Source organism: Parabacteroides sp. 52 (genome assembly GCF_010500925.1).
Taxonomy (GTDB): domain Bacteria; phylum Bacteroidota; class Bacteroidia; order Bacteroidales; family Tannerellaceae; genus QVMG01.
The window spans coordinates 43,476-64,213 of sequence record NZ_QVMG01000003.1; the positions used below are offsets into that span (position 1 = coordinate 43,476).

Annotated in this window: 14 protein-coding genes; 4 read left to right on the forward strand and 10 right to left on the reverse strand. The window is 43.4% G+C overall.

Annotated elements, in window-relative coordinates; translation table 11 throughout:
* Positions 1 to 57: 57 nt before the first annotated feature.
* Both D0T51_RS03680 and D0T51_RS03685 read right to left on the reverse strand, forming a co-directional pair.
* Positions 58 to 3,291 carry an exodeoxyribonuclease V subunit beta gene (locus D0T51_RS03680; protein ID WP_163725355.1) on the reverse strand — a complete coding sequence of 1,078 codons (3,234 nt, stop codon included), beginning with the start codon at positions 3,289 to 3,291 and terminating at the stop codon, positions 58 to 60.
* Between the two features lie 37 nt (positions 3,292 to 3,328).
* Positions 3,329 to 3,673, reverse strand: coding sequence for a translation initiation factor (locus D0T51_RS03685; protein WP_163725358.1), 345 nt, complete (start codon positions 3,671 to 3,673; stop codon positions 3,329 to 3,331).
* 212 nt (positions 3,674 to 3,885) lie between these two features.
* On the opposite strand from D0T51_RS03685, the gene D0T51_RS03690 reads away from it, so the two are divergent.
* Positions 3,886 to 4,716, forward strand: coding sequence for a hypothetical protein (locus D0T51_RS03690; RefSeq protein WP_163725359.1), 831 nt, complete (start codon positions 3,886 to 3,888; stop codon positions 4,714 to 4,716).
* A gap of 58 nt (positions 4,717 to 4,774) precedes the next feature.
* Here the strand turns inward: D0T51_RS03690 and rsgA are convergent, their stop codons facing one another.
* Together rsgA and frr are read right to left on the reverse strand one after the other, a co-directional pair.
* Complete coding sequence (rsgA, locus tag D0T51_RS03695) at positions 4,775 to 5,707, reverse strand: ribosome small subunit-dependent GTPase A (RefSeq protein ID WP_163725362.1); 933 nt, start codon at positions 5,705 to 5,707, stop codon at positions 4,775 to 4,777.
* Between the two features lie 82 nt (positions 5,708 to 5,789).
* Positions 5,790 to 6,350 carry a ribosome recycling factor gene (frr, locus tag D0T51_RS03700; RefSeq protein WP_163725365.1) on the reverse strand — a complete coding sequence of 187 codons (561 nt, stop codon included), beginning with the start codon at positions 6,348 to 6,350 and terminating at the stop codon, positions 5,790 to 5,792.
* A gap of 181 nt (positions 6,351 to 6,531) precedes the next feature.
* Here frr and D0T51_RS03705 point away from each other — a divergent pair, with 181 nt between their 5' ends.
* Positions 6,532 to 7,068, forward strand: coding sequence for a hypothetical protein (locus D0T51_RS03705; protein ID WP_163725367.1), 537 nt, complete (start codon positions 6,532 to 6,534; stop codon positions 7,066 to 7,068).
* 9 nt (positions 7,069 to 7,077) lie between these two features.
* Here D0T51_RS03705 and folE read toward each other — a convergent pair whose 3' ends face one another.
* The 5 genes from folE to D0T51_RS03730 form a co-directional block, all read right to left on the reverse strand.
* Positions 7,078 to 7,668 carry a GTP cyclohydrolase I FolE gene (gene folE / locus D0T51_RS03710; RefSeq protein WP_163725370.1) on the reverse strand — a complete coding sequence of 197 codons (591 nt, stop codon included), beginning with the start codon at positions 7,666 to 7,668 and terminating at the stop codon, positions 7,078 to 7,080.
* Between the two features lie 71 nt (positions 7,669 to 7,739).
* Positions 7,740 to 8,249: an SPOR domain-containing protein gene (locus D0T51_RS03715; RefSeq protein WP_163725374.1), complete on the reverse strand. Its 510-nt coding sequence runs from the start codon at positions 8,247 to 8,249 to the stop codon at positions 7,740 to 7,742.
* 87 nt (positions 8,250 to 8,336) lie between these two features.
* Positions 8,337 to 9,092, reverse strand: a complete 756-nt coding sequence (gene tpiA, locus D0T51_RS03720; protein WP_163725377.1) for a triose-phosphate isomerase — start codon at positions 9,090 to 9,092, stop codon at positions 8,337 to 8,339.
* A gap of 56 nt (positions 9,093 to 9,148) precedes the next feature.
* Positions 9,149 to 10,444: a BT_3928 family protein gene (locus D0T51_RS03725; RefSeq protein WP_163725380.1), complete on the reverse strand. Its 1,296-nt coding sequence runs from the start codon at positions 10,442 to 10,444 to the stop codon at positions 9,149 to 9,151.
* Positions 10,441 to 10,992, reverse strand: coding sequence for a DUF1599 domain-containing protein (locus D0T51_RS03730; RefSeq protein WP_163725383.1), 552 nt, complete (start codon positions 10,990 to 10,992; stop codon positions 10,441 to 10,443). Before D0T51_RS03730 ends, D0T51_RS03725 begins: the two co-directional genes overlap by 4 nt.
* A gap of 395 nt (positions 10,993 to 11,387) precedes the next feature.
* On the opposite strand from D0T51_RS03730, the gene carB reads away from it, so the two are divergent.
* Both carB and D0T51_RS03740 read left to right on the forward strand, forming a co-directional pair.
* Positions 11,388 to 14,606 carry a carbamoyl-phosphate synthase (glutamine-hydrolyzing) large subunit gene (gene carB / locus D0T51_RS03735; protein WP_163725386.1) on the forward strand — a complete coding sequence of 1,073 codons (3,219 nt, stop codon included), beginning with the start codon at positions 11,388 to 11,390 and terminating at the stop codon, positions 14,604 to 14,606.
* A 95-nt stretch (positions 14,607 to 14,701) separates the two neighbouring features.
* Entirely contained in the window at positions 14,702 to 18,742 is a 4,041-nt protein-coding gene (locus D0T51_RS03740) for a hybrid sensor histidine kinase/response regulator transcription factor (RefSeq protein WP_163725389.1), read from the forward strand.
* A gap of 444 nt (positions 18,743 to 19,186) precedes the next feature.
* On the opposite strand, the gene D0T51_RS03745 is transcribed toward D0T51_RS03740, so the two are convergent.
* The gene (locus D0T51_RS03745; protein ID WP_163725392.1) at positions 19,187 to 20,374 is read right to left on the reverse strand and encodes an exo-beta-N-acetylmuramidase NamZ domain-containing protein; all 1,188 of its coding nucleotides are present in this window, start codon (positions 20,372 to 20,374) and stop codon (positions 19,187 to 19,189) included.
* Positions 20,375 to 20,738 lie beyond the last annotated feature (364 nt).

The window sequence follows — 20,738 nt, forward strand, 5'->3', positions numbered from 1 at the left end:
TTATTGTGTCCTTTTCTCCGCAAAATTATTCATTTTTGCTGAATATCAAAACTAATCTTATAGTTTCACTCTTTCTACTTTTCCTAAAGTTACATACCATAAGTATCCTTCCACCTGCGAATAGCCCATCTGTTGAATCAATTTAAGATAGTTTCGCACCTGGTTATGGTATTGTTTATCTTCCTGTTCGCCAAACTTATAATCGACTACGATCGCTTTATTTCCGGATAACATTACCCGGTCGGGGCGGCGGGGCTTCTTTGTTCCGGAAAGAATTTCCACTTCATTCAACACACGTATGGGGGCGGTATACCAGGAAACAACCTGGGGGTTTGTTAATAACGTTTGCAACTGAGTCACCAATTCATTTGCTTCCTCCCGGTTGAGAAGACCCTTCAACCGATAAGTCTCTACAGCTGCAGGCACATCATCTATTGTCCGGACTGCACTCAATACTTCGTGCATCACCGTTCCTTTCTTGCGCAATGGATTATCAAAGAAGAATCCTTTCCCATATAAACGCAATTGCAGCCGTTCGTCTGGAGAGACAGAAGTCAATCTATCGATAACAATTTCTTCTTTCCCCCTTTCTTCTTGTTTCTTCTTCTCCGGTTTCCACCAGGTACCTTTCTCAAAAACACCTTCTTTTATCTCAAAAGAGGCCGACAGATCATCCAGGGATTTCCCTTCTCTGGTCTTATCGACCGACATGACCAGGCTACTCCATAACAAAGAAGCAATGGAGTCGATCTTTTCAACCTCTCCTGTTTGTTCTTTGATCTTCTTGGGGCGAGGAGAGAGTACCAATAATTCCTCTTTGGCACGCGTAAAGGCAACATAGAGGGTGTTGAGATTATCTACATAGGCATATAATTTCTCATTGAAATAATCTGTGGCAAAACGCGTATTGCCCAGCCCTTTTCCATACCGTACGGGTACCAGCCGGAGCTTGTTGAAAGGCACTTCCTTAGGTTCACACCAGAGAATTACCGGCTTTGTCGGACGGTGGTCGATCTCCCAATCCGCAAAAGGTACGAGTATCACTTTCATTCCCAATCCTTTCGATTTATGAACTGTCAGAATACGTACCGCATTTTGTTCATCGGGTGTAGCAATTGCTTTCCGGTACCCGGCTTCGTCCCACCATTTCAGAAAGCGTCCCAGATCCGGGCTTTCCCGTTGAGCGAATTCCGCTGTCAGATCCAGGAATGCCTGCAGAAATGCCTGTTCATTCGCCGCGAATGAATCAGTAAATACCCGGTAAATACCTTCGATCATCTCATACAAAGATTGGTGAGAAAGGTCTTCCAGTTTTTCTTGCAACTCGGTCGGGAAGCCCTCTCTCGTCTGGCTAAAGACACCTGTCAGGGTGGCATAAGCAAAATAAGCCATTTGCCGGCAGGTGGGGTCTTCGGGTGTCTTCAAATGCCGAAGCAGGGATATGATAAAACGGACTGCTGTCGAGCTGCTTATAAACAAAGCCTCATCCGAAACGATGTCGTATTTATATAGGCTGTCCGTATGTGTTTCTTTATAGGTCAACAGGGTATCGGCCACCTGGGCTCCTTCCAGGTTTGTACGTACCAGGATGGCTATGTCTTTAAGCTCATAGCCATTGTCCTGTAACTGCTCCAATAATCCGGGCAGTCGGTCCAACGCCTCTTCTTTCCAACTCTTACCTTCCTCTTCTGTTTCTATAAACTCTACCTTTACATGACCTTCTTTGTTTTGAAAAGGAAGGGCTACCTTCTGGTAGCTTCCCGAATAGGCTGATGCAATACGTGTGGAAAAGATATTTTTTTCTTCTTCGGGCAGAGAGGATGTTTCCAATAAGTCGTTATACAGACTTTGTAATAATTCCGGAGCCACCGTAAACAATGAATTATTAAAGGATACAATAGAACGGCAACTGCGCCAGTTCTCCTGCAATGTTTCTTCTTTGACTTCAGTAGCATGAAAATCTTTTTGCACCTCTTCATCTAATAATTTCCAATCTGAATTACGGAAACGATAGATACTTTGTTTAACATCCCCTACAATCAAGTTCGATTGTTTATAGGCAAGGCTCTCCCGCAATAATGGACGGAAATTATGCCATTGCATACCGCTGGTGTCCTGAAACTCATCAATCATATAATGATCGACCCGGGTTCCGGTCTTTTCGTAAATAAAAGGAGCATCACTGCCGTCTATCACTTTATTCAATAACTCCGTGGTGTCGGCAATCAGCATTACATTCTTTTCTTCGCGGTAGGCTGCTATATGCCGGGAGACATCCGTCAGGATACCCAAGGTGTAGTAATAGCGGGTGATTTCTTTCGCTGTATTATAATCTGTCAGGTTTGAAAACAAAGTGACAATACCCTTCATACAGTCATTCAGACCTTCGTCAAATACGCGGATAATTGCAATCGCTTTTTCGGCGGCCGTCGTTTTGGTATAACAGGCATCCACATTGTCTACCATTGCCTGAAAGGTAACGGTAGGTTCTTTCATTTCACCGGCCGCCAGCTTTTCTAACAGAAGCATAGCCGAACGGCTCCCTCCTTTGAAGTCTGAGGGGTGAAGACCTGCTCGCGACAATAATTCCATCCCTTTCTCACCCAACGCTTTGGCTTCTTTTTCTACGGCTTGCATTAAGGTGTAGAGCTCTTTTTGGTATTCTTCCAATACGCTCTTATCTGTCAAATCCTCGCTGACCTGGTTGCTTTGCGTTTTGAAACTTTCTTTAAATACCTCCCGCCCCAAAGCCATGATGTCTCGCCGCAGATTCCACTCTTCTCCATTTTCGATCTTCTCCTCGGCAAAGCGAAGCAACCAACTCAAAAGCACTTTGTTTTCCGTTTTATCCAAGCCAGCCAACATATTGTCTACCGCCTCAGTCAAGACAAGCTCCTGATCCATCTCTATGCCATAACCACCCTGCAACCCGATCTCCCGGGTAAAGGCGCGCATCGTATGCTGAAAGAAACGGTCGATCGTACTGATGTTGAAAGCCGAATAATCATGCAAGATAGCTACCATCACCTTGCGGGCTTCTTGTCGCAAGCTTTCCTCGGTCAATGTATATGTATCGCATAACATGGCCATATGCCCGGAATCTTGCCCGCAGGCAAGCCGGTAGAGCTCCTCAATGATACGGCTTTTCATCTCATCCGTCGCCTTATTGGTAAAGGTCACTGCCAGGATGCGGCGATAAGCACCCGAGCGGGCAAACAATAACTTCAAGTAATCGCCCGTTAATTGGTGTGTCTTTCCTGCACCGGCTGATGCTCTGTAAATTGTTAACACAATAATCGATTGTTATAGGATAGAAAGGATACTTCCATTAAATAATTCTTGCTTTCACGTAACCGTCCTTTTGCAAAAGCTCCAACACTTTTTGCCGCAGATCGCCTTGTACGATTATCTCTCCTTCTTTGGCCGATCCACCGACCCCGCATTTTGTCTTCAGCCATTTACCTAAAGCCTCCAGGTCATCGGTTGTACCACGGAAACCTGTGACGAGGGTAACCATCTTGCCCCCTCGGTTGCGTTTATCCAGTGAAATACGTAACAATTGTTTTTCTTTTGCCAGGGTATCTTCCTCCGGCTCATCTCCTGTATTATATTGAAAATCAGGGTTGGTCGAATACATCACGCCTAACCGGTCTTTCCAGTCATTTTTTTTCATATCCAATCATTAAAAAAACAAAGCTACGGAAAAGCCTTGAATAAGTCTCCATATAAACAAAAAAAAGCCGGTAAGTGGCGGTATACTTACCCCCCTACTTACAACCACATACTGTCTTCGTATATCCTTCGTACTTGCCTTGTATTTATTAAATTATTATATTTGACGAAATTTGATAAAAATGAACCATAGTGTTCTAAACCAAGGGTAGGATGAGGCAAGGATTTTTACTTTTTATTTGTTTGGGGTTCTGTTTGATAGGAAAAGCACAATCCAAAGAGTTCGACTTTGTATTAAATAAAGAAGGAAAAATCATTGCGCTTCCTAAGAAGAAAGACTATACACTGAATATTCCTAAGATCTCTTATGAGACCTATCAACCGGCAAACACACAGGAATTAGATAAAAAGTTACGTGAATTTACCCCCAACTATCAATCCCTTACCCTGGACGAACGACCGATGAATATGCAGGTTCAATCGGAAGCCTACCGCCCTTTCTACAATGTATATGCACCCATGCTCCGAAGAATAACTCCTATGGCGTTTGATTTCAATGAAACATCCACTTCCCATTTACATGAGAACTGGGCTTTGGTACTAAATGGCAGACAGCACTCCTGGCCGGGAGCCGGTGGCTTGACAACCATTCATTCAGCTTTGGTATGGCACAAAGACAAACTGTCTATTGCCGGCAGTGGGTATGCGGGGCACTATTACACGCCTTTCAACCTCAGTCCTGAGCATATGGTTGGAGTCAATTTACATCTACGCTACGAAGCGACTGATCGGTTGGCACTTCAAGCCTGGGGGCAATACTCCCACTACATAGATAAAAAGGAAAAATACAATCCGCATCTGTTGATGAACCCGTTTTACAACCACACCAGTGTGGGAGGATCTATGGAATTTAAAATCAATGAGAATGTAGGCATAGGGGTAGGCGTCAATTATGAATACAATCCCTGGAACCGGAAGATGGAACGCCAATTCCTACTCTATCCCGTTTTCCAATCGAAAGGCTTCCGGATAGGAGTACAATAAAATCCATAGTAAAAGAGATGAAGGTAGCAACAGGTTACAGTTGCGTTTTTATCCGCATTTAATATTCTTCCCGGTATTTATTCTCTTCTTTGTCTGCCAGGATATTTATATAGCTTTTATAACGGGATTCACTCACGCATCCTTTCTGCACAGCCTGCAAAACGGCACAGCCTGGTTCATGTCTATGGGTACAGTTACCAAAACGACAACCGGAAGATTCTGCAAATATCTCAGGGAAATAATGGGAAATTTCAGCATCTTCCATTTCGATCGTTCCAAAACCTTTGATACCCGGAGTATCAATCAGGTATCCCCCATCTGCCAACTCTATCATCTCAGAAAAGGTAGTAGTATGCATTCCTTTGTTGTGGTATTCGGATATATGTCCAGTTTTCAGGTTGACGCCAGGCACTAACTTATTAATGATAGTCGATTTGCCTACTCCGGAATGCCCGGTTAAAAGAGTTATTTTATCTTTCAACTCAGCCCTCATCTCGTCTAAACCTTCTTCCGTTTTCGCGCAGAGCTTCAAACAAGGGTAACCGATAGAGGTATATAATTTGATTAAAGTCTCCAGTCGTTCGGCATCTTCTCCTTTATACCGGTCTATTTTATTAAAGACAATCTTGACAGGCACCTCATAGGCTTCCGCTGTGGCCAGGAAACGGTCCATAAAGATCGTTGTTGTTATTGGATAATTCACCGTAGTGATCAACATCGCCTGATCCAGGTTGGCCGCAATAATATGAGACTGTTTGGAGAGGTTGGAAGCACGGCGTATGATATAATTTTTGCGGTCTTCTATTTCTGTAATAAAAGCAGTGCCTTCCTTGTTTATGTCGATATCGACACGGTCGCCGACAGCAATGGGATTGGTACTCCGTATCTCTTTCAACCGAAAATTACCCTTTATCTTACTCTCGATATCCCGTCCGTCCTCCGTCCGTACGGTATACCAGCTTCCTGTATTTTTTATTACCAACCCCCTCATGTTCAATAGATAACTAACAATAGACAGTTAACAGTTAACAAGTAGATACATTGTCAATTGTCAACTGTCAATTGTCCATTTATTATACAGTCATTATCTCTTTTTCTTTTGCAATATAGAGTTCATCGATTCGTTTGATATATTTATCATGAATCTTTTGCGCATCTGCTTCTGCATCTTTAGCCATATCTTCTGGAACTCCCTCTTTGACACTCTTCTTCAAGGCATCGATAGCATCACGACGGGCATTACGCACACTGATCTTGGCATTCTCAACCTCTTGTTTACATTGTTTCACTAACTGGCGACGGCGTTCTTCGGTCAATGGAGGAATACCTAAACGGATCACCTCCCCATTATTTTCCGGAGTAATACCCACGTCTGAGTCCATAATGGCCTTTTCAATATCCCGAATCAGGGGTTTTTCCCACGGGGTTATGATGATTGTTTTGGCATCAGGGGTATTAATGGATGCGACATTACTCAGGGGCACCATACCTCCGTAATAAGACACACGTACACCATCCAATATCTTTGGATTGGCTTTACCAGCCCGGATATGCGACAATTGCTCATCCAGGTATTCAAGGGCAAACGTCATCTTCTCTTCAGATGCTTTTACATATTGTTTTGTATCAATCATATGAATAAGTTTTTGTATGTTTTATTTTGATTAACAAAAGTAGTAAAGATTTTGAAGTATACAAGGCTGTATTTCTGACATTTTCCCGTATTTGCATTCGCGGTGGATAAGTGTGATACAAAACAATTCAATCCTTCCTAGTGTTTTTAGGATATATAAGTAAGACAAAAAAGAAAAGGTTATGAAAAAGTGCGTATACATTATAGCTCTAGTCCTCCTATGTATGGCTTGCGGAAGCTATCGTTCCCTGGATCTGCGTAAACTGACTACCGGTATGTCTAAAGCACAGGTTGAACAGATTGCCGGAGTACCCAATCGGCTTATTTCAATCAAAGAAACCGACGATGGATACCAGGAGGTACTCGAATACAGTACCTCTCGCAACGAGATATATGCACTTGAATTCTGGAATGACTACCTGGTGGGATACGAGTATTTATATGAGGATATACAATACGTCGCACCGATGTACCCGCCTACGATTTATCCGCCGTATGGACGTCCTATCTATATTGCACCCGGCAACAACCGCCCTCAACGTCCCAATCGACCGGGGCAACCCGACAGGCCCAATCAACCCAATCAACCGAACAGGCCCAATCGGCCAGGGCAGCCCGACAGGCCAGGCAATGCAGGTACGGGAGGGAATCAGGAAGGTAATAAACGTCCAACGACCCGACCGGCAGAAGGTAGCCGACCGGTAAGAACACCGAAATAGGAAAGACTGTTATCGGTTATGCTTGATAAGATTCATAAACTCCTCCCGTGTTTTGGCTTGTTGGAAAGAGCCGGTAAAATCGGAGGTAGTGGTGAGTGAATTTTGTTTCTCGACTCCCCGCATTTGCATACACATATGTTGGGCTTCAATAACAACCATGACCCCCAGAGGATCCAGGGTCTGTTGTATACAATCTTTTATTTGCATCGTCAGCCGTTCCTGTATCTGCAAGCGACGGGCAAATATATCTACAATACGGGGAATTTTACTTAACCCGGTGATATAGTTCTTCGGAATATAAGCAATATGGGCTTTGCCGAAAAACGGCAGCATATGGTGTTCACAGAGGGAAAAGAAATCAATGTCTTTCACTATAACCATCTGCTTATAGCCTTCTTCTTTAAACATAGCAGAACGAAGGACTGCTTCAGGGTCTTCTGTATATCCTTTTGTCAGAAACTGCATGGCCTTAGCTACCCGTTCGGGGGTTTTAAGAAGCCCCTCCCTGTTGACATCCTCACCCAGTAATTCGATCACCTGTTTATAGTGAGAGACTAATTCTTCGTTTGCAACAATTGTTTTTTCGCTTACTTTGGGCATTTGAGTAATGATTCGTTAATGATTCCGACTAATAACAGCGTGTGGTGACATGCGTCTTTCAATACAACACGTTAGTAAAGAGGAATTTTTATTTCTTCAGGAACAATATACATTTCTTTTCCATAAACAGGAAAGGCCTTTCGCAGTTGATGCAACAAAAGATCAGCTTCTTCCCTTGTCCGAAAATCCCCTACACGCAACCGCCAGAAAGGGGCGTCATAGTTGACATAGGTCTGCACGTCAGGGAAAACTTCCTTGATCTCTTTTTCCTTTTCTAATGCTTCAGCCTTAGACGCACGTTGGTTACCGGAGAATACCTGTGTGCGAAATCCCTTCACCTTCAGAAAAGCTTCGCCATCAATCTCTTCCACATTCACTCCCTGTTTGCGGGCGCCCACCAATGAGCGGATAATATCTGATTGATGAACAAGTACATTTCCTTTACCCAATTCGGCTTTCTCCAGTGCATCGAAAATAGTCATTCCTTTTTCTTCCTGCACAAAAGAATTATTTGTCAATTCACTTTGGGCAAACAGAAAAGAGGGGAGGAATAAGAGTATTATGCAAAATAGATGTTTCATAAAATGGGGAATGAAAAACGAAGAATGAAGAATGAAGACTTTGAAGACATTTATTCTTCTTTCTTCATTCTTCATTCTTCATTTGAATTAAAATGCTTCAATGATAGGCATAAAGTTTTCAACGCTCAAGGATGCTCCACCAATCAAACCACCGTCTACATTGGGTTTAGACACCAATTCTTTTGCGTTAGCAGCATTCATACTTCCTCCATAGAGGATGGTGCAATTATCTGCAATTTCATTTCCGTATTTTGCAGCCAGGGTAGCACGGATATGTGCATGTATTTCTTCTGCCTGGTCAGCAGTAGCAGTCTTTCCTGTACCAATAGCCCAAACCGGTTCGTAAGCAATAACGATTTTAGCGAAATCGGCTGCAGAGAGATCAAACAAAGAGGCTTTCACCTGCTCATCTACTACCTCGAAGTGTTTACCGGCTTCTCTTTCTTCCAATACTTCTCCGATACAGAAAATAGGTGTCAATCCATTAGCCAAAGCCATACCGACTTTTGTTTTCAGTATTTCCGGAGTTTCGTGATAATAAGCACGTCTTTCTGAGTGTCCCAGAATAACATATGTAGCACCGGTTGAAGCAACCATTGCTGCAGATACCTCTCCCGTATAGGCTCCTTTTTCTTTGTCGGCACAGTTTTCTGCAGCCACACCGATTTTATTCGTGTCAATAGCTGCCGCAATACTTGCCAGGTGAGTAAAAGGAGTGCCAATTACAACATCACATTTAATGGTTTTGTTTTTCAAAGCTTCATTTAATCCTTTTGCCAGTTCCAGGCCTTCCGGAAGGGTTGTGTTCATCTTCCAGTTTCCTGCAATAATATTCTTTCTCATAATCTCATTTATTAATTAATATAACACATTAAATACGACTTGTAGTGAAGGGGAGCTTATCCAACGAATGAATCGGCAGTTGCCTTTTTCTTTCCGGCACGACGCCGGTTACGCAAATGGTCATATCCCCATACAAGCAACAAAGGTACGGCAAAAGTCAATAAGTTGATCATCGGATACCGATCTTCCTTGTTCATTAACTTCTCTCCTTCTATATAGGGATCCATTGTCTCTTTCACATCCTCTTCTTCGGGAATATCCTTATAATGCCATTTGGCCAATACGCTGCCTTTCTTTATTAACACCAACCCCGGATTGGAACGGATGATCGTTTTCAACAAAGTATCATCTGCCTGAAGAAAAGGATATGCTGCGCCGGTATAATCGCTCCAACGGGCAATATCTTCGGGCATAGAGGCTGTAAGACAATAAAAAGACAGTCCGTTTTCCTGCGCATAATCATATACGCTATTTATCTCATCCACATAAATATCATTGGCCTTCTCCAATTTCGGAGATATAAACAAAAAGACGCCTCGCGCATCAGCCAACAGAATATCGGCGACATCCTCGCCCTGCTCATCATACAGATTAAAAGCCTCTATAGGGGGGATATAGCCTTCTTTTATCAAATCTGTTTGGGACTCAACAAAAACCCATGAACTATCAGTTGGAAGGTCTTCCAGAGAAAACGTTTGTTTCACCCCATCCTTTTCATACACAAAAGAATATCTATATTCATCTTCGGGAGCTCCTTCCGGTATAGACATGAGTTCCGGTATGTTTGCCCCGATCTTATATGGGCGGAAATCCAATAAAGGAAGATGTTGGTAATTCTGATAAGCAAAAAAGACACAGGAAAGGAAAGAGAACAAAGCGACAAACCAATACACCTTGAAGGTATAGAACGCAGAAACGCGTTGGTTATATACATAAAGAAAGACTGCCGCTGCCAATAATACGACATTCTTAAAGAAGGTTTCCCAATTCGTCAACAGGACGGCATCTCCAAAGCATCCACAATCCGACACCGGATCGAATAAAGCCAGATAAAGCGTCAACGGTGTCATAAAAAGCATGAAAAGCAAGGTGAACAAAGATGCATACTTGCGGTATACGCCCAATAACACACATACCCCCAGCATAAACTCGATTGCTGTCAGATTAAAAGCAAAAGCCAATGAGAGAGATTGAAACGTTTCCAGTCCGAATGCCGTCAGGTAATCTCCTATCTTTATAGCAAAACCAACCGGATCGACCGCTTTGACAAAACCGGAGAAAATGAATGTAACACCCAACAACAGGCGACTGCATTCAACGATTATTTTCAGAAGAATATCTTTGTGTTTCATTTATCAGAACCGCCTTCTTCCAGTTTGATCAAACCAAACAAGGCATAATTAATCATATCCATATAATTCGCATCTACTCCTTCGGAGACCAGCGTTTTTCCGTCATGGCTTTCTATCTGCTTCGTCCGGTATATCTTCATCAGAATGAGATCGGTATAAGAACTGATACGCATACTACGCCAGGCTTCATCATAATCATGATTCTTTGCATACATCAATTCTTTGGTCTCTGTTATGTATTTATCATACAATCGCAAGGCCTCTTCATTTGTCATATCGGTCGTTTCCGCAAAACCCAATGCCAGCTGAATCAGACCGATGACACCATAATTAACAATGGCAATAAACTCCGGACGAATGCCTTCGTCCACTTTACTAACACCTTTGATTTCCAGGCTACGAATACGGTTCGCTTTTATAAATATCTGGTCAGTAACCGATGGGGGACGCATGATACGCCACGAGGGACCATAATCATTTAATTTCTTTCCAAATAACTCCCGGCATTGCGAGATAATCTTTTCAAATTGCGTATTCGTATCTGCCATAATTCTTTCCTAAATGAGAAGACAAATATACGACAATTAACGTGAGTTCAAATAATAGATAATTTCAAATCCGGAAAAAGACAAAGAAAAACAGAAAGCACCGGTCTTTTTGAAAAGAATGTCTCGTTTCACTTTGTAATTCCCAAATATATATTTTACCTTTGCCTAAATTTTGAAGAAAAGGTTTATGACGAATAAGGCACATATGGGGAATCCCACGTTCTTTTCCGGTTATATGTCGGACGTTGAAACCCTTTTTCCTTGTTTTGGGAAAACTATTTTTAATTAGATAGTAGGATGCGTTAGTTATTTTTTCTAACGCATTTTTTTTGTCCTGTAAGTAAATACAATGCATAATATTCTATAAAATCAAAATAAAACATCCAAGAAGTACTATGTCGAAAAGTGGAATTAAAAAGGTAATTGTTCTGGGCTCGGGTGCCCTGAAGATTGGTCAGGCCGGTGAATTTGACTATTCCGGTTCACAAGCATTGAAAGCGCTGCGTGAAGAAGGGATCAGTACGGTATTATTAAACCCTAATATTGCAACCATTCAAACATCCGAAGGGGTAGCAGATAAGGTATATTTCCTGCCTATCACTCCTTATTTTGTGGAAGAAGTTATTAAAAAAGAACAACCGGACGGAATTCTATTGGCATTCGGCGGCCAGACAGCGTTGAACTGCGGAACCCAGTTATACACAGATGGCACGCTTGCCAAATATGGCGTAAAGGTATTAGGTACTTCTGTAGAAGCGATTATGTACACAGAGGACCGCGACCTCTTCGTAAAAAAACTGGATGAAGTAGCCATCAAGACCCCGATAAGCGAGGCTGTCGAAAGCATGGAAGATGCTGTCGCAGCAGCACATAAGATTGGTTTCCCGGTAATGATCCGTTCAGCTTATGCCCTGGGAGGTATGGGTAGCGGTATCTGTAAAGATGAAGCGGAACTGCGCACATTGGCAGAAAGTGCCTTTGCCTATGCTCCGCAGATCCTTGTAGAAGAATCACTGAAAGGATGGAAAGAAATCGAATTTGAAGTAATCCGTGATAAAAACGACCACTGTTTTACGGTGGTAAGCATGGAGAATGTAGACCCACTGGGGGTACATACAGGAGAAAGTATTGTGGTTGCCCCTACCTGCTCATTGACTGACGATGAGGTAAAAACGCTGCAAGACTTATCAACGAAAGCCATCCGTCACCTGGGTATCGTAGGTGAATGTAATATTCAATATGCGTATAACTCGGAGACAGGTGATTACCGCGTCATTGAGGTGAACGCCCGCCTGAGCCGTTCTTCCGCATTAGCATCCAAAGCCAGCGGATATCCTTTGGCTTTCGTGGCAGCGAAGCTGGCCTTGGGTTATGGATTGGATGAGATTGGAGAAATGGGGACTCCCTATTCAGCCTATAAAGCACCGGAAGTAGATTATATCATTGTCAAAATTCCTCGTTGGGACTTGACTAAATTTGCCGGTGTAAGCCGTCAGATCGGATCCAGCATGAAGTCGGTAGGTGAAATCATGTCTATCGGTAAAAGCTTTGAAGAGATCATACAGAAAGGTTTACGTATGATCGGACAAGGCATGCACGGTTTCGTTGGGAACAACGATATCCACTTTGAGGATCTGGATGAAGAGCTGGCCAACCCGACCGACCTGCGTATTTTCGCAGTTGCCAAAGCATTGGAAGCCGGATACAGTATCGACCGTATCCATGAATTGTCAAAGATCAATCACTGGTTCCTGAACAAACTAAAGAATATTGTTGATTATACCCAGGTACTTGCCGGTTATACCCAGATAGAAGACCTGCCGGAAGATATTCTGCGCGAGGCAAAACGTTTGGGATTCTCCGACTTCCAGATTGCCCGTTATGTAGAAACACCGGAAGGCAATATGGAAAAAGAAAACATCCGGGTACGTAGCCTGCGTAAAAAGTTAGGAGTCCTTCCAACGGTCAAACGCATCAATACGATTGCTTCCGATCATCCGGAACTGACCAATTATCTGTACATGACCTACGACGGTACCGAGCACGACATACCTTATTATAAGAATGATAAAAGCGTTATCATCCTGGGTTCAGGAGCTTACCGCATCGGTTCTTCCGTTGAGTTCGACTGGTGCTCGGTAAATGCTGCACAGACCGCCCGTAAACTGGGATACAAATCGATTATGATCAATTACAATCCGGAAACGGTGTCTACGGACTACGATATGTGCGACCGTCTCTATTTCGACGAACTCTCGTTGGAACGTGTGATGGACGTGATCGATCTGGAAACCCCTAAAGGTGTTATCGTCTCCGTAGGAGGGCAGATTCCGAACAACCTGGCCATGAAATTGAACCGTCAGCATGTTCCTATCCTGGGAACATCTCCTCTGTCTATCGACCGGGCGGAGAACCGTCACAAATTCTCTGCCATGTTGGATACCCTGGGAATAGATCAACCCAGTTGGGCAGAAGTCACCAGTATGGATGAGATCGATGCCTTTATCAACAAAGTAGGTTTCCCTATCCTGATTCGTCCGTCTTATGTCCTTTCCGGAGCTGCGATGAACGTATGTTACAACAAAGAGCAGATGATCGAATTCCTCGGACTGGCAGCGAAAGTATCCAAAGAATATCCGGTCGTTGTTTCCGAGTTCCTGCAAGGAGCAAAAGAAGTCGAGTTCGATGCCGTAGCCATGAATGGGGAAGTGGTTGAATATGCCATTTCGGAACATATCGAATTTGCCGGTGTTCACTCAGGAGATGCTACCCTGGTATTCCCTGCACAGAAGATCTATTTTGAAACAGCCCGCCGCATCAAGAAGGTGAGTAAGATGATTGCCAAAGAGTTAAACATCAGCGGTCCTTTCAATATCCAGTTCCTGGCAAAAAACAACGACGTGAAAGTAATCGAGTGTAACCTGCGTGCTTCTCGTAGCTTCCCGTTTGTCTCCAAAGTATTGAAACGGAATTTCATCGAAACAGCTACCCGCATCATGCTGGACGCTCCTTATTCTCAACCGGATAAGAGTGCTTTCGATATAGACTGGATTGGTGTAAAAGCCTCTCAGTTCTCTTTCGCCCGCTTGCACAAAGCAGACCCTATATTGGGAGTAGATATGAGCTCCACCGGTGAAGTCGGCTGTGTGGGAGATGACTTCGACGAAGCTTTACTTTCCGCCATGATCGCTGTGGGTAATACCATCCCTGAGAAAAACGTGCTCGTCTCTTCGGGAGAAGCCAAGAGCAAAGTAGACCTATTGGAACCTTGCCGTTTGTTGGCAGACAAAGGATATACGGTTTACGGCACACATGGTACAGCTAAATTCCTGAATGAAAACGGAATCAAAGCCACTGCCGTATGCTGGCCGGATGAACAGGGCGATCTGAATATCATGGAGATGTTCAGCGAACATGTATTTGAATTGGTAGTGAATATACCCAAAGATCATAGCAAACGGGAGTTAACCAATGGCTATAAGATCCGCCGGGCTGCTATCGATCACAATATTCCTCTGATCACGAATGCCCGTCTGGCAAGTGCCTTCATACAGGCTTTCTGTAATCTGAAAGAGTCGGATATACAGATAAAGAGCTGGCAGGAATACAAATAATTCTAAATACAAAGGCAGAGGAGGAAAGGATTTCCGCCTCTGCCTTTTTTCTTTTCCCTTTTTCCTTTTGAGCTACGCACGAATCGACCGCTACCATGATACACACTTTTCCCAGCTATTCAACCGTACACATCCGTCGTTTCCTTTCTCTCTGTCTTTGTTGTTGGCTGTTTGCAGGGATCACCAATGCTACCGAAAAATTACAAAAGGCGGATCTATTGGAATTATCCAACAATGCCGTTCTCTGCATGCATCAGGACCTGAACGGAGACATGTGGTTCGGCACCTATGACGGGCTCAACTTCTTCAACGGGAAAAACACTTTCGTCTTCCGGTATGAACCGGATAATGAAACCGCCATAAATGGCAATATCATTCAGAAAATCATAAACGCCGACTCCACCCATTTATGGATAGCCACCTCTATCGGGGTGAACCTGTTTTCCATCCCGGAGAGAAAAGTCGTAACCTCCTTTCCCAACTATCCGGAATCCCGTTTATTGGCTGCGGATATTACAGGGAACACCTTACTCCTATCCGTAAAGAATTTTATCTCCTACTACTCCCCTGCCAAGGGTGAATTCCAAGATATCCTCCTGCCCGAAATGGATCCGGCAGATGTAAAAGAATTATTCGTCGATAAAAACAATCAATTCCGCCTATTGACCAGCCAAGGGATCCTGAAACAGGCAAAGCTAAACCCACACAGCCTTCCGGTTGCTATAGATCTGGTAGATCAAAAAATACATGATCTGGAAATCACGGATGCCTCTTATACCGAAGGTGTCCTCTTTTTTGTAGATAAAAACAACCACCTTTTTCTCTACTCCCCGGATACACAGGAAAAAAGATACATCACCGATATAAATAAGCTCAAAGAAAGATATGGAGAAGGAGGAGGTATCGCCCAGATACTTCGCTGGCATTCGGATATATACATCGCATTCAAGAACAACGGATTGGTGAAATTGGAAGAAAAAAACCCCCACATCCCCCAACCGATCTATTCCCATATCGGCCTTTTCTGCTTACACAAGGACAACAAACAGGATATCTTATGGCTGGGTACCGACGGACAAGGGGTACAAATGTATTATGAGAAACAGGAAATGTTTGGCAATATCCTGACCGAAGACCTGTCTTATCGGATCCAAAAACCGATACGAGCCATTTACACCGACGACCAACAAACCCTCTGGCTGGGAACAAAAGGAGACGGAGTCCTTTGTATCCGGGGATACGACAAAAAGAATCTTTTACCACACAAAAGAGAGAATATATCCCATTATACCACCTCAAACGGCCTGTCCAACAATATGACCTTCTGCTTCCTGAAAAGTCAATATAAAAACATTCTATGGATAGGCACAGAAGGGCCGGGGTTATCCTATTATTCCTATGCCGATCAGCAAATACATACCGTAAAGAATCCGTTTCTCAATAAAATACGCAGGGTGCATTCCCTCTGTGAAATAAATGATTCCACACTATGGATAGCTACGGCAGGAGACGGTTTGATAGAAGTCCATGTAAAAGAAGACAAAAACCATATAACTGTTACCAACCTCGACATATTCACTTTCCGCAGAGACAATAAAGACTGTAATGAGTTTCATTCCATGAGTTATGATGGCGATTCGATTCTTTACATAGGAAGCCGGGGAGGATATGGGGTGGTCCGCTTCCATGTGATCGACAAAGAATACCGTTTTCTATCTTTGGACAAAACAGCTAGTTCTGCGATCGGAGATGTACTCTGTGTACATAAAACCACACCCTCCCTCTATTATTTCGGAGCCAGCTCCGGCCTGACACAAATGAGTTTCCTGCCGGAAGGTGAAAATAGAATAAAACAATTTGACAAAAAAAATGGGATCGCCAATGATATGATTCATGGTATCCTGGAAGATAATACAGGATGTATCTGGCTCAGCACGAACAAAGGATTGACAAAGTACAACCCCCACAACGACTTTTTCCACAATTATTATTATCCGGATCTGCGGGTGACCGAATTTTCGGACGATGCCTATTGGAAATGTACTTTTACCGACCGCTTATTTTTCGGAGGGATAAACGGACTGGTATGGGTAGACCCGACAGAAAATATCACAGAAAGATATACACCGGACTTACGCTTCTGGGAATTGACATGCCTCAACAAAAAGCAGACGATCACCGGTAATGAACAAATAAACATCCCTTCCAAAGCATCCTCTTTCAGTATTTCTTTTGTCGCCACGGATTATATAAACGGGGATAATTACGAATATTCCTACTTCCTGGAAAATTATAATACCTCCTGGGTAGAACTTCAAAAAAACAATGAGGTGACCTTCACCAATCTCCCTCCCGGGAAGTACCTCTTACATGTAAAATACAAAAACGATGTATACGACTCGAATGCCAATACATATCTTTTACCCATCCTTGTTCTCCCCCCTTGGTATCTGACCAAATGGGCCATTGCCTTATATGTATTCTCCTGCCTGTTTCTAATGGCCTATATTATTTTCCTGATTCGCCGGCGAATAATGAAACGACAGACTGAACTCGCCCATAGAATAAAAGAAGAACAAAAGGAGAAACTTTATGAAGCCAAACTCCACTTCTTCACCAATATCACGCATGAGTTATGCACTCCGCTGACCTTAATCAATGGAGTCGGTAAGTATATACAAGAATATACAGAAAGCATGCCCGACAATAAACTGAAAAAACAGGTATACGTTTTAAACAATAACATAGATGAGTTAAACACCTTGATTCAGGAGATACTTGATTTCAGGAAGATAGAAGAGTCCGGTTTCACCCATTCTTCCATCCGCCCGATATCTATATCCGGAATTGTTCGTCTATTGTTCGACTCTTTCCTGCCGATGGCCCGCAAAAACAATATTGATTTCAAACTCACGATTGCCGACGATTTGTATTGGAACACGGACAAAGCCGCTTTCAAAAAGATACTGAACAACCTGATATCAAATGCATTCAAATATACTCCGGAAGCAGGAATCATCCATGTCTCCCTTGCCATAAGACAAGAGGAACTGGTACTAAAAGTATATAATACAGGACAAGGAATCAAAGAATCCCAAATAGATGCCATCTTCGATCGTTATCAGGTATTGGAACATGTAGACGAGAATAAATATATGCAACTGACCGCCCGCAACGGACTGGGATTGCCGATATGCAAAGGCCTTGTCGATTCCTTACAGGGGCAGATACACATCCAAAGCGAAGTGGGTGAATATGCAGAAATCTGCGTAAGCCTTCCCCGGTTAGAGCCGACACAGGATCAGTCTGCCGAACCGAAAAAAGAAATGACTCAACCCGTTAGCCAAGAAAAAACAACGATAGACAATGCCTCTTTGCGGCCAACCATTCTACTTATCGACGACAACAAAGACATCCTCTGGTTTATCTCCAGCATACTCTCTCCCACATACGATATCAAAGAAGCCACCAACGGCGTTGAAGCCATTAAAATCATTGAGAAACAAAGCCCGGCATTAATCATTACAGACATAATGATGCCACAGATGGACGGGTGGGAGTTTATACAGACTATCAAAGCGAATAAATTCACGAAACACATCCCACTGGTGGTCGTCTCTGCCAAGATCACCGAGAAGGAACAGGCCGAAGGACTGGATCTGGGTGCAGACGCTTATATCACCAAGCCCTTCTCTCCACTCGTATTGACATCCACCATAAACCGGCTGATATCCCATAAGAATGAATTAAAGGAATATTACCATTCTCCGGAAAGTGCTTACGAATACACGGAAGGCAGCCCGTTACACCAGGAAGACAAAGAGTTTATGGATACCGTGACGGCTATCATACAGGAGAATATCGACAACGAAATCCTGCGTCCGGAGTTCATCGCTGAAAAATTAGGGTTGAACACCCGCAATCTATACCGGCGATTCAAAAAGATATCATCGCTTACGCCGAGTGACTATATCAAAGACTATCGTTTTATCTATGCCGCACAACTTCTTATCAACACCAACTTAAGCATTCAGGAGGTTATTTACAAAGTGGGGATCTCCAATAAATCGTATTTTTACCGGGAGTTTCAAAAGAAATACGGCATGTCTCCCAAAGATTATCGCTCGCAAAAATAAAGGCAAACAGACAATTTACCCCCTTTTCTGAGGCTTCTATCCCCTTTTGGGTCGGTTAAGACACTTTTTATGTCGAATAGGATAACGTTTTTTTATCCCATTCCCCCTAATATTGTATTCGGTTTATGCGACGATTCAACTTGGCTTGTATCATCGCTTATGAAGAGATTCAGAAGGAGGGAAGGAAGGATACAAAATCGTATTCCTTGCCGGAAAAACATATACTAATTCTCAATTAATTCCAATTAAAACCTTATTCGTGTTTAAATAACAGCCAAAAAATCTTTCTAACAATTCAATTTTTTCAAGTAGTTAACATAGTAATGAGTAGAAGTGAAGGGTAAGTGATTATCCTTCACTTTTTTGTTTGCCTGTAAACAAGGCAGAGAAGGCTGATTGAAGCTCCTTCCCGGATCACTTTCTTATGCTTGTGGGGAGTTTTCGTTACTCTACATAATCTGTATACAGGAGATACTTTTTCCTTATTTTTTTGTATGCCTCTAATTCGGGCTGCCAACTGGCGCGTATCTCTTCTTCGGAAACACCCTTGATTAATTGCAAACGTAGTTCTTTGGATCCGGCAAGCAAGTCGAACCATTGGGGACGGGTAAAGAAAAAGGCTTGTTCCTGTCCTGCCTTTTGGTAAAAGTCGAATAGGAAACGCAAGGTGAATCCGCCCTCAAAAGGCAGTTCACGCAGGTCGACACCATAACAGGTTTTGTCTTTCTGCACGGGGTTGGTGTCGAATCCGGGTAGAGATACCGGAGTAAAAGTGAACGAACCATACTTCCGGTCCGGGAAACCGATGACCTGGAAGGGGAAATAAGTACCCCGCCCGATACTGATTTGCGTGCCTTCAAACAAACAGAGAGAGGGATAAAGGCGGATGGACTGATCGTTGGGAAGGTTGGGAGAAGGCTTGACAGGCAACCAATAGGGATCGCCATGTTTCCAGTTTTCCATAGGGATAACCTGCAGGCGGCAAGTATCCGGGGTGGTGGTTAGCCATTTTTCCCCCTGAATCATCCGGGCGAGTTCTCCGACTGTCAGTCCGTGAAGCAAAGGGATGGGATGCATACCGACAAAGGACTCGAACCCTTCCCGTCGCAGGGGACCGTCTACAAAGTCGTTGGGATTGGGACGGTCGAGCACGATACACTCTTTATCGTTTTCCGCACAGGCTTCCATCACATAGTGCATGGTACTGATGTAGGTATAGAAGCGGGTTCCGACATCTTGTATATCAAAAAGAAGTACGTCTATGTCGGCCAGTTGGGCAGCGGTTGGTTTTTTATTTTTCCCATAAAGAGAGACAATAGGGATGCCGGTGCGCAGGTCGCGGCTGTCTTTGATCTCAGCCCCTGCATCGGCAGTTCCCCGGAACCCATGTTCGGGGGCAAAGACTTTCTTCACCTGCACGTGTTTTCCCAATAAGGCATCCAAGAGATGCTCCTGGGTATGCTCCAGGATAGAGGTTTGGTTGACGACCAGGCCTACCCATTTTCCTTCCAACAGAGGTACGAGTACATCCAGACGTTCTGCACCCAGCTTCAATGCAGGTTCTTGCGCCCCAATCTGTCCTGCCAGACAGAGTAAGAGTAAGGATATCTTAAACCGAATCATATATGTCATATCTTTGTTTCCTTCCACTGTTTAAGGATGTAAAAGTACAAAATGTTTTTGGCTTTGGCTTACTGCCTTTTGCAAATGTATGTTTCCATTCATGAATAAGAATATCTCCCTTTGGCGGGGGATATAAAGGGGTAGGTATACTTAATTATCCGTATACAGTTGTTACGAATGAGGTTATTACGTATTTTTACAGGAGTAAAAGGGGCGAACGATAGAAAAAATAACTCCCCTGGGGCTGGGAAATAAAAGTGTCGATAGCCGTCGGCACTTTTGCTGATAATTGTCGGCAATTTTGCTGACATATATCGGCAATTTTGCCGACGGCTATCGGCAATTTTATTCCCCCGCGTTTTTATAGTTATAT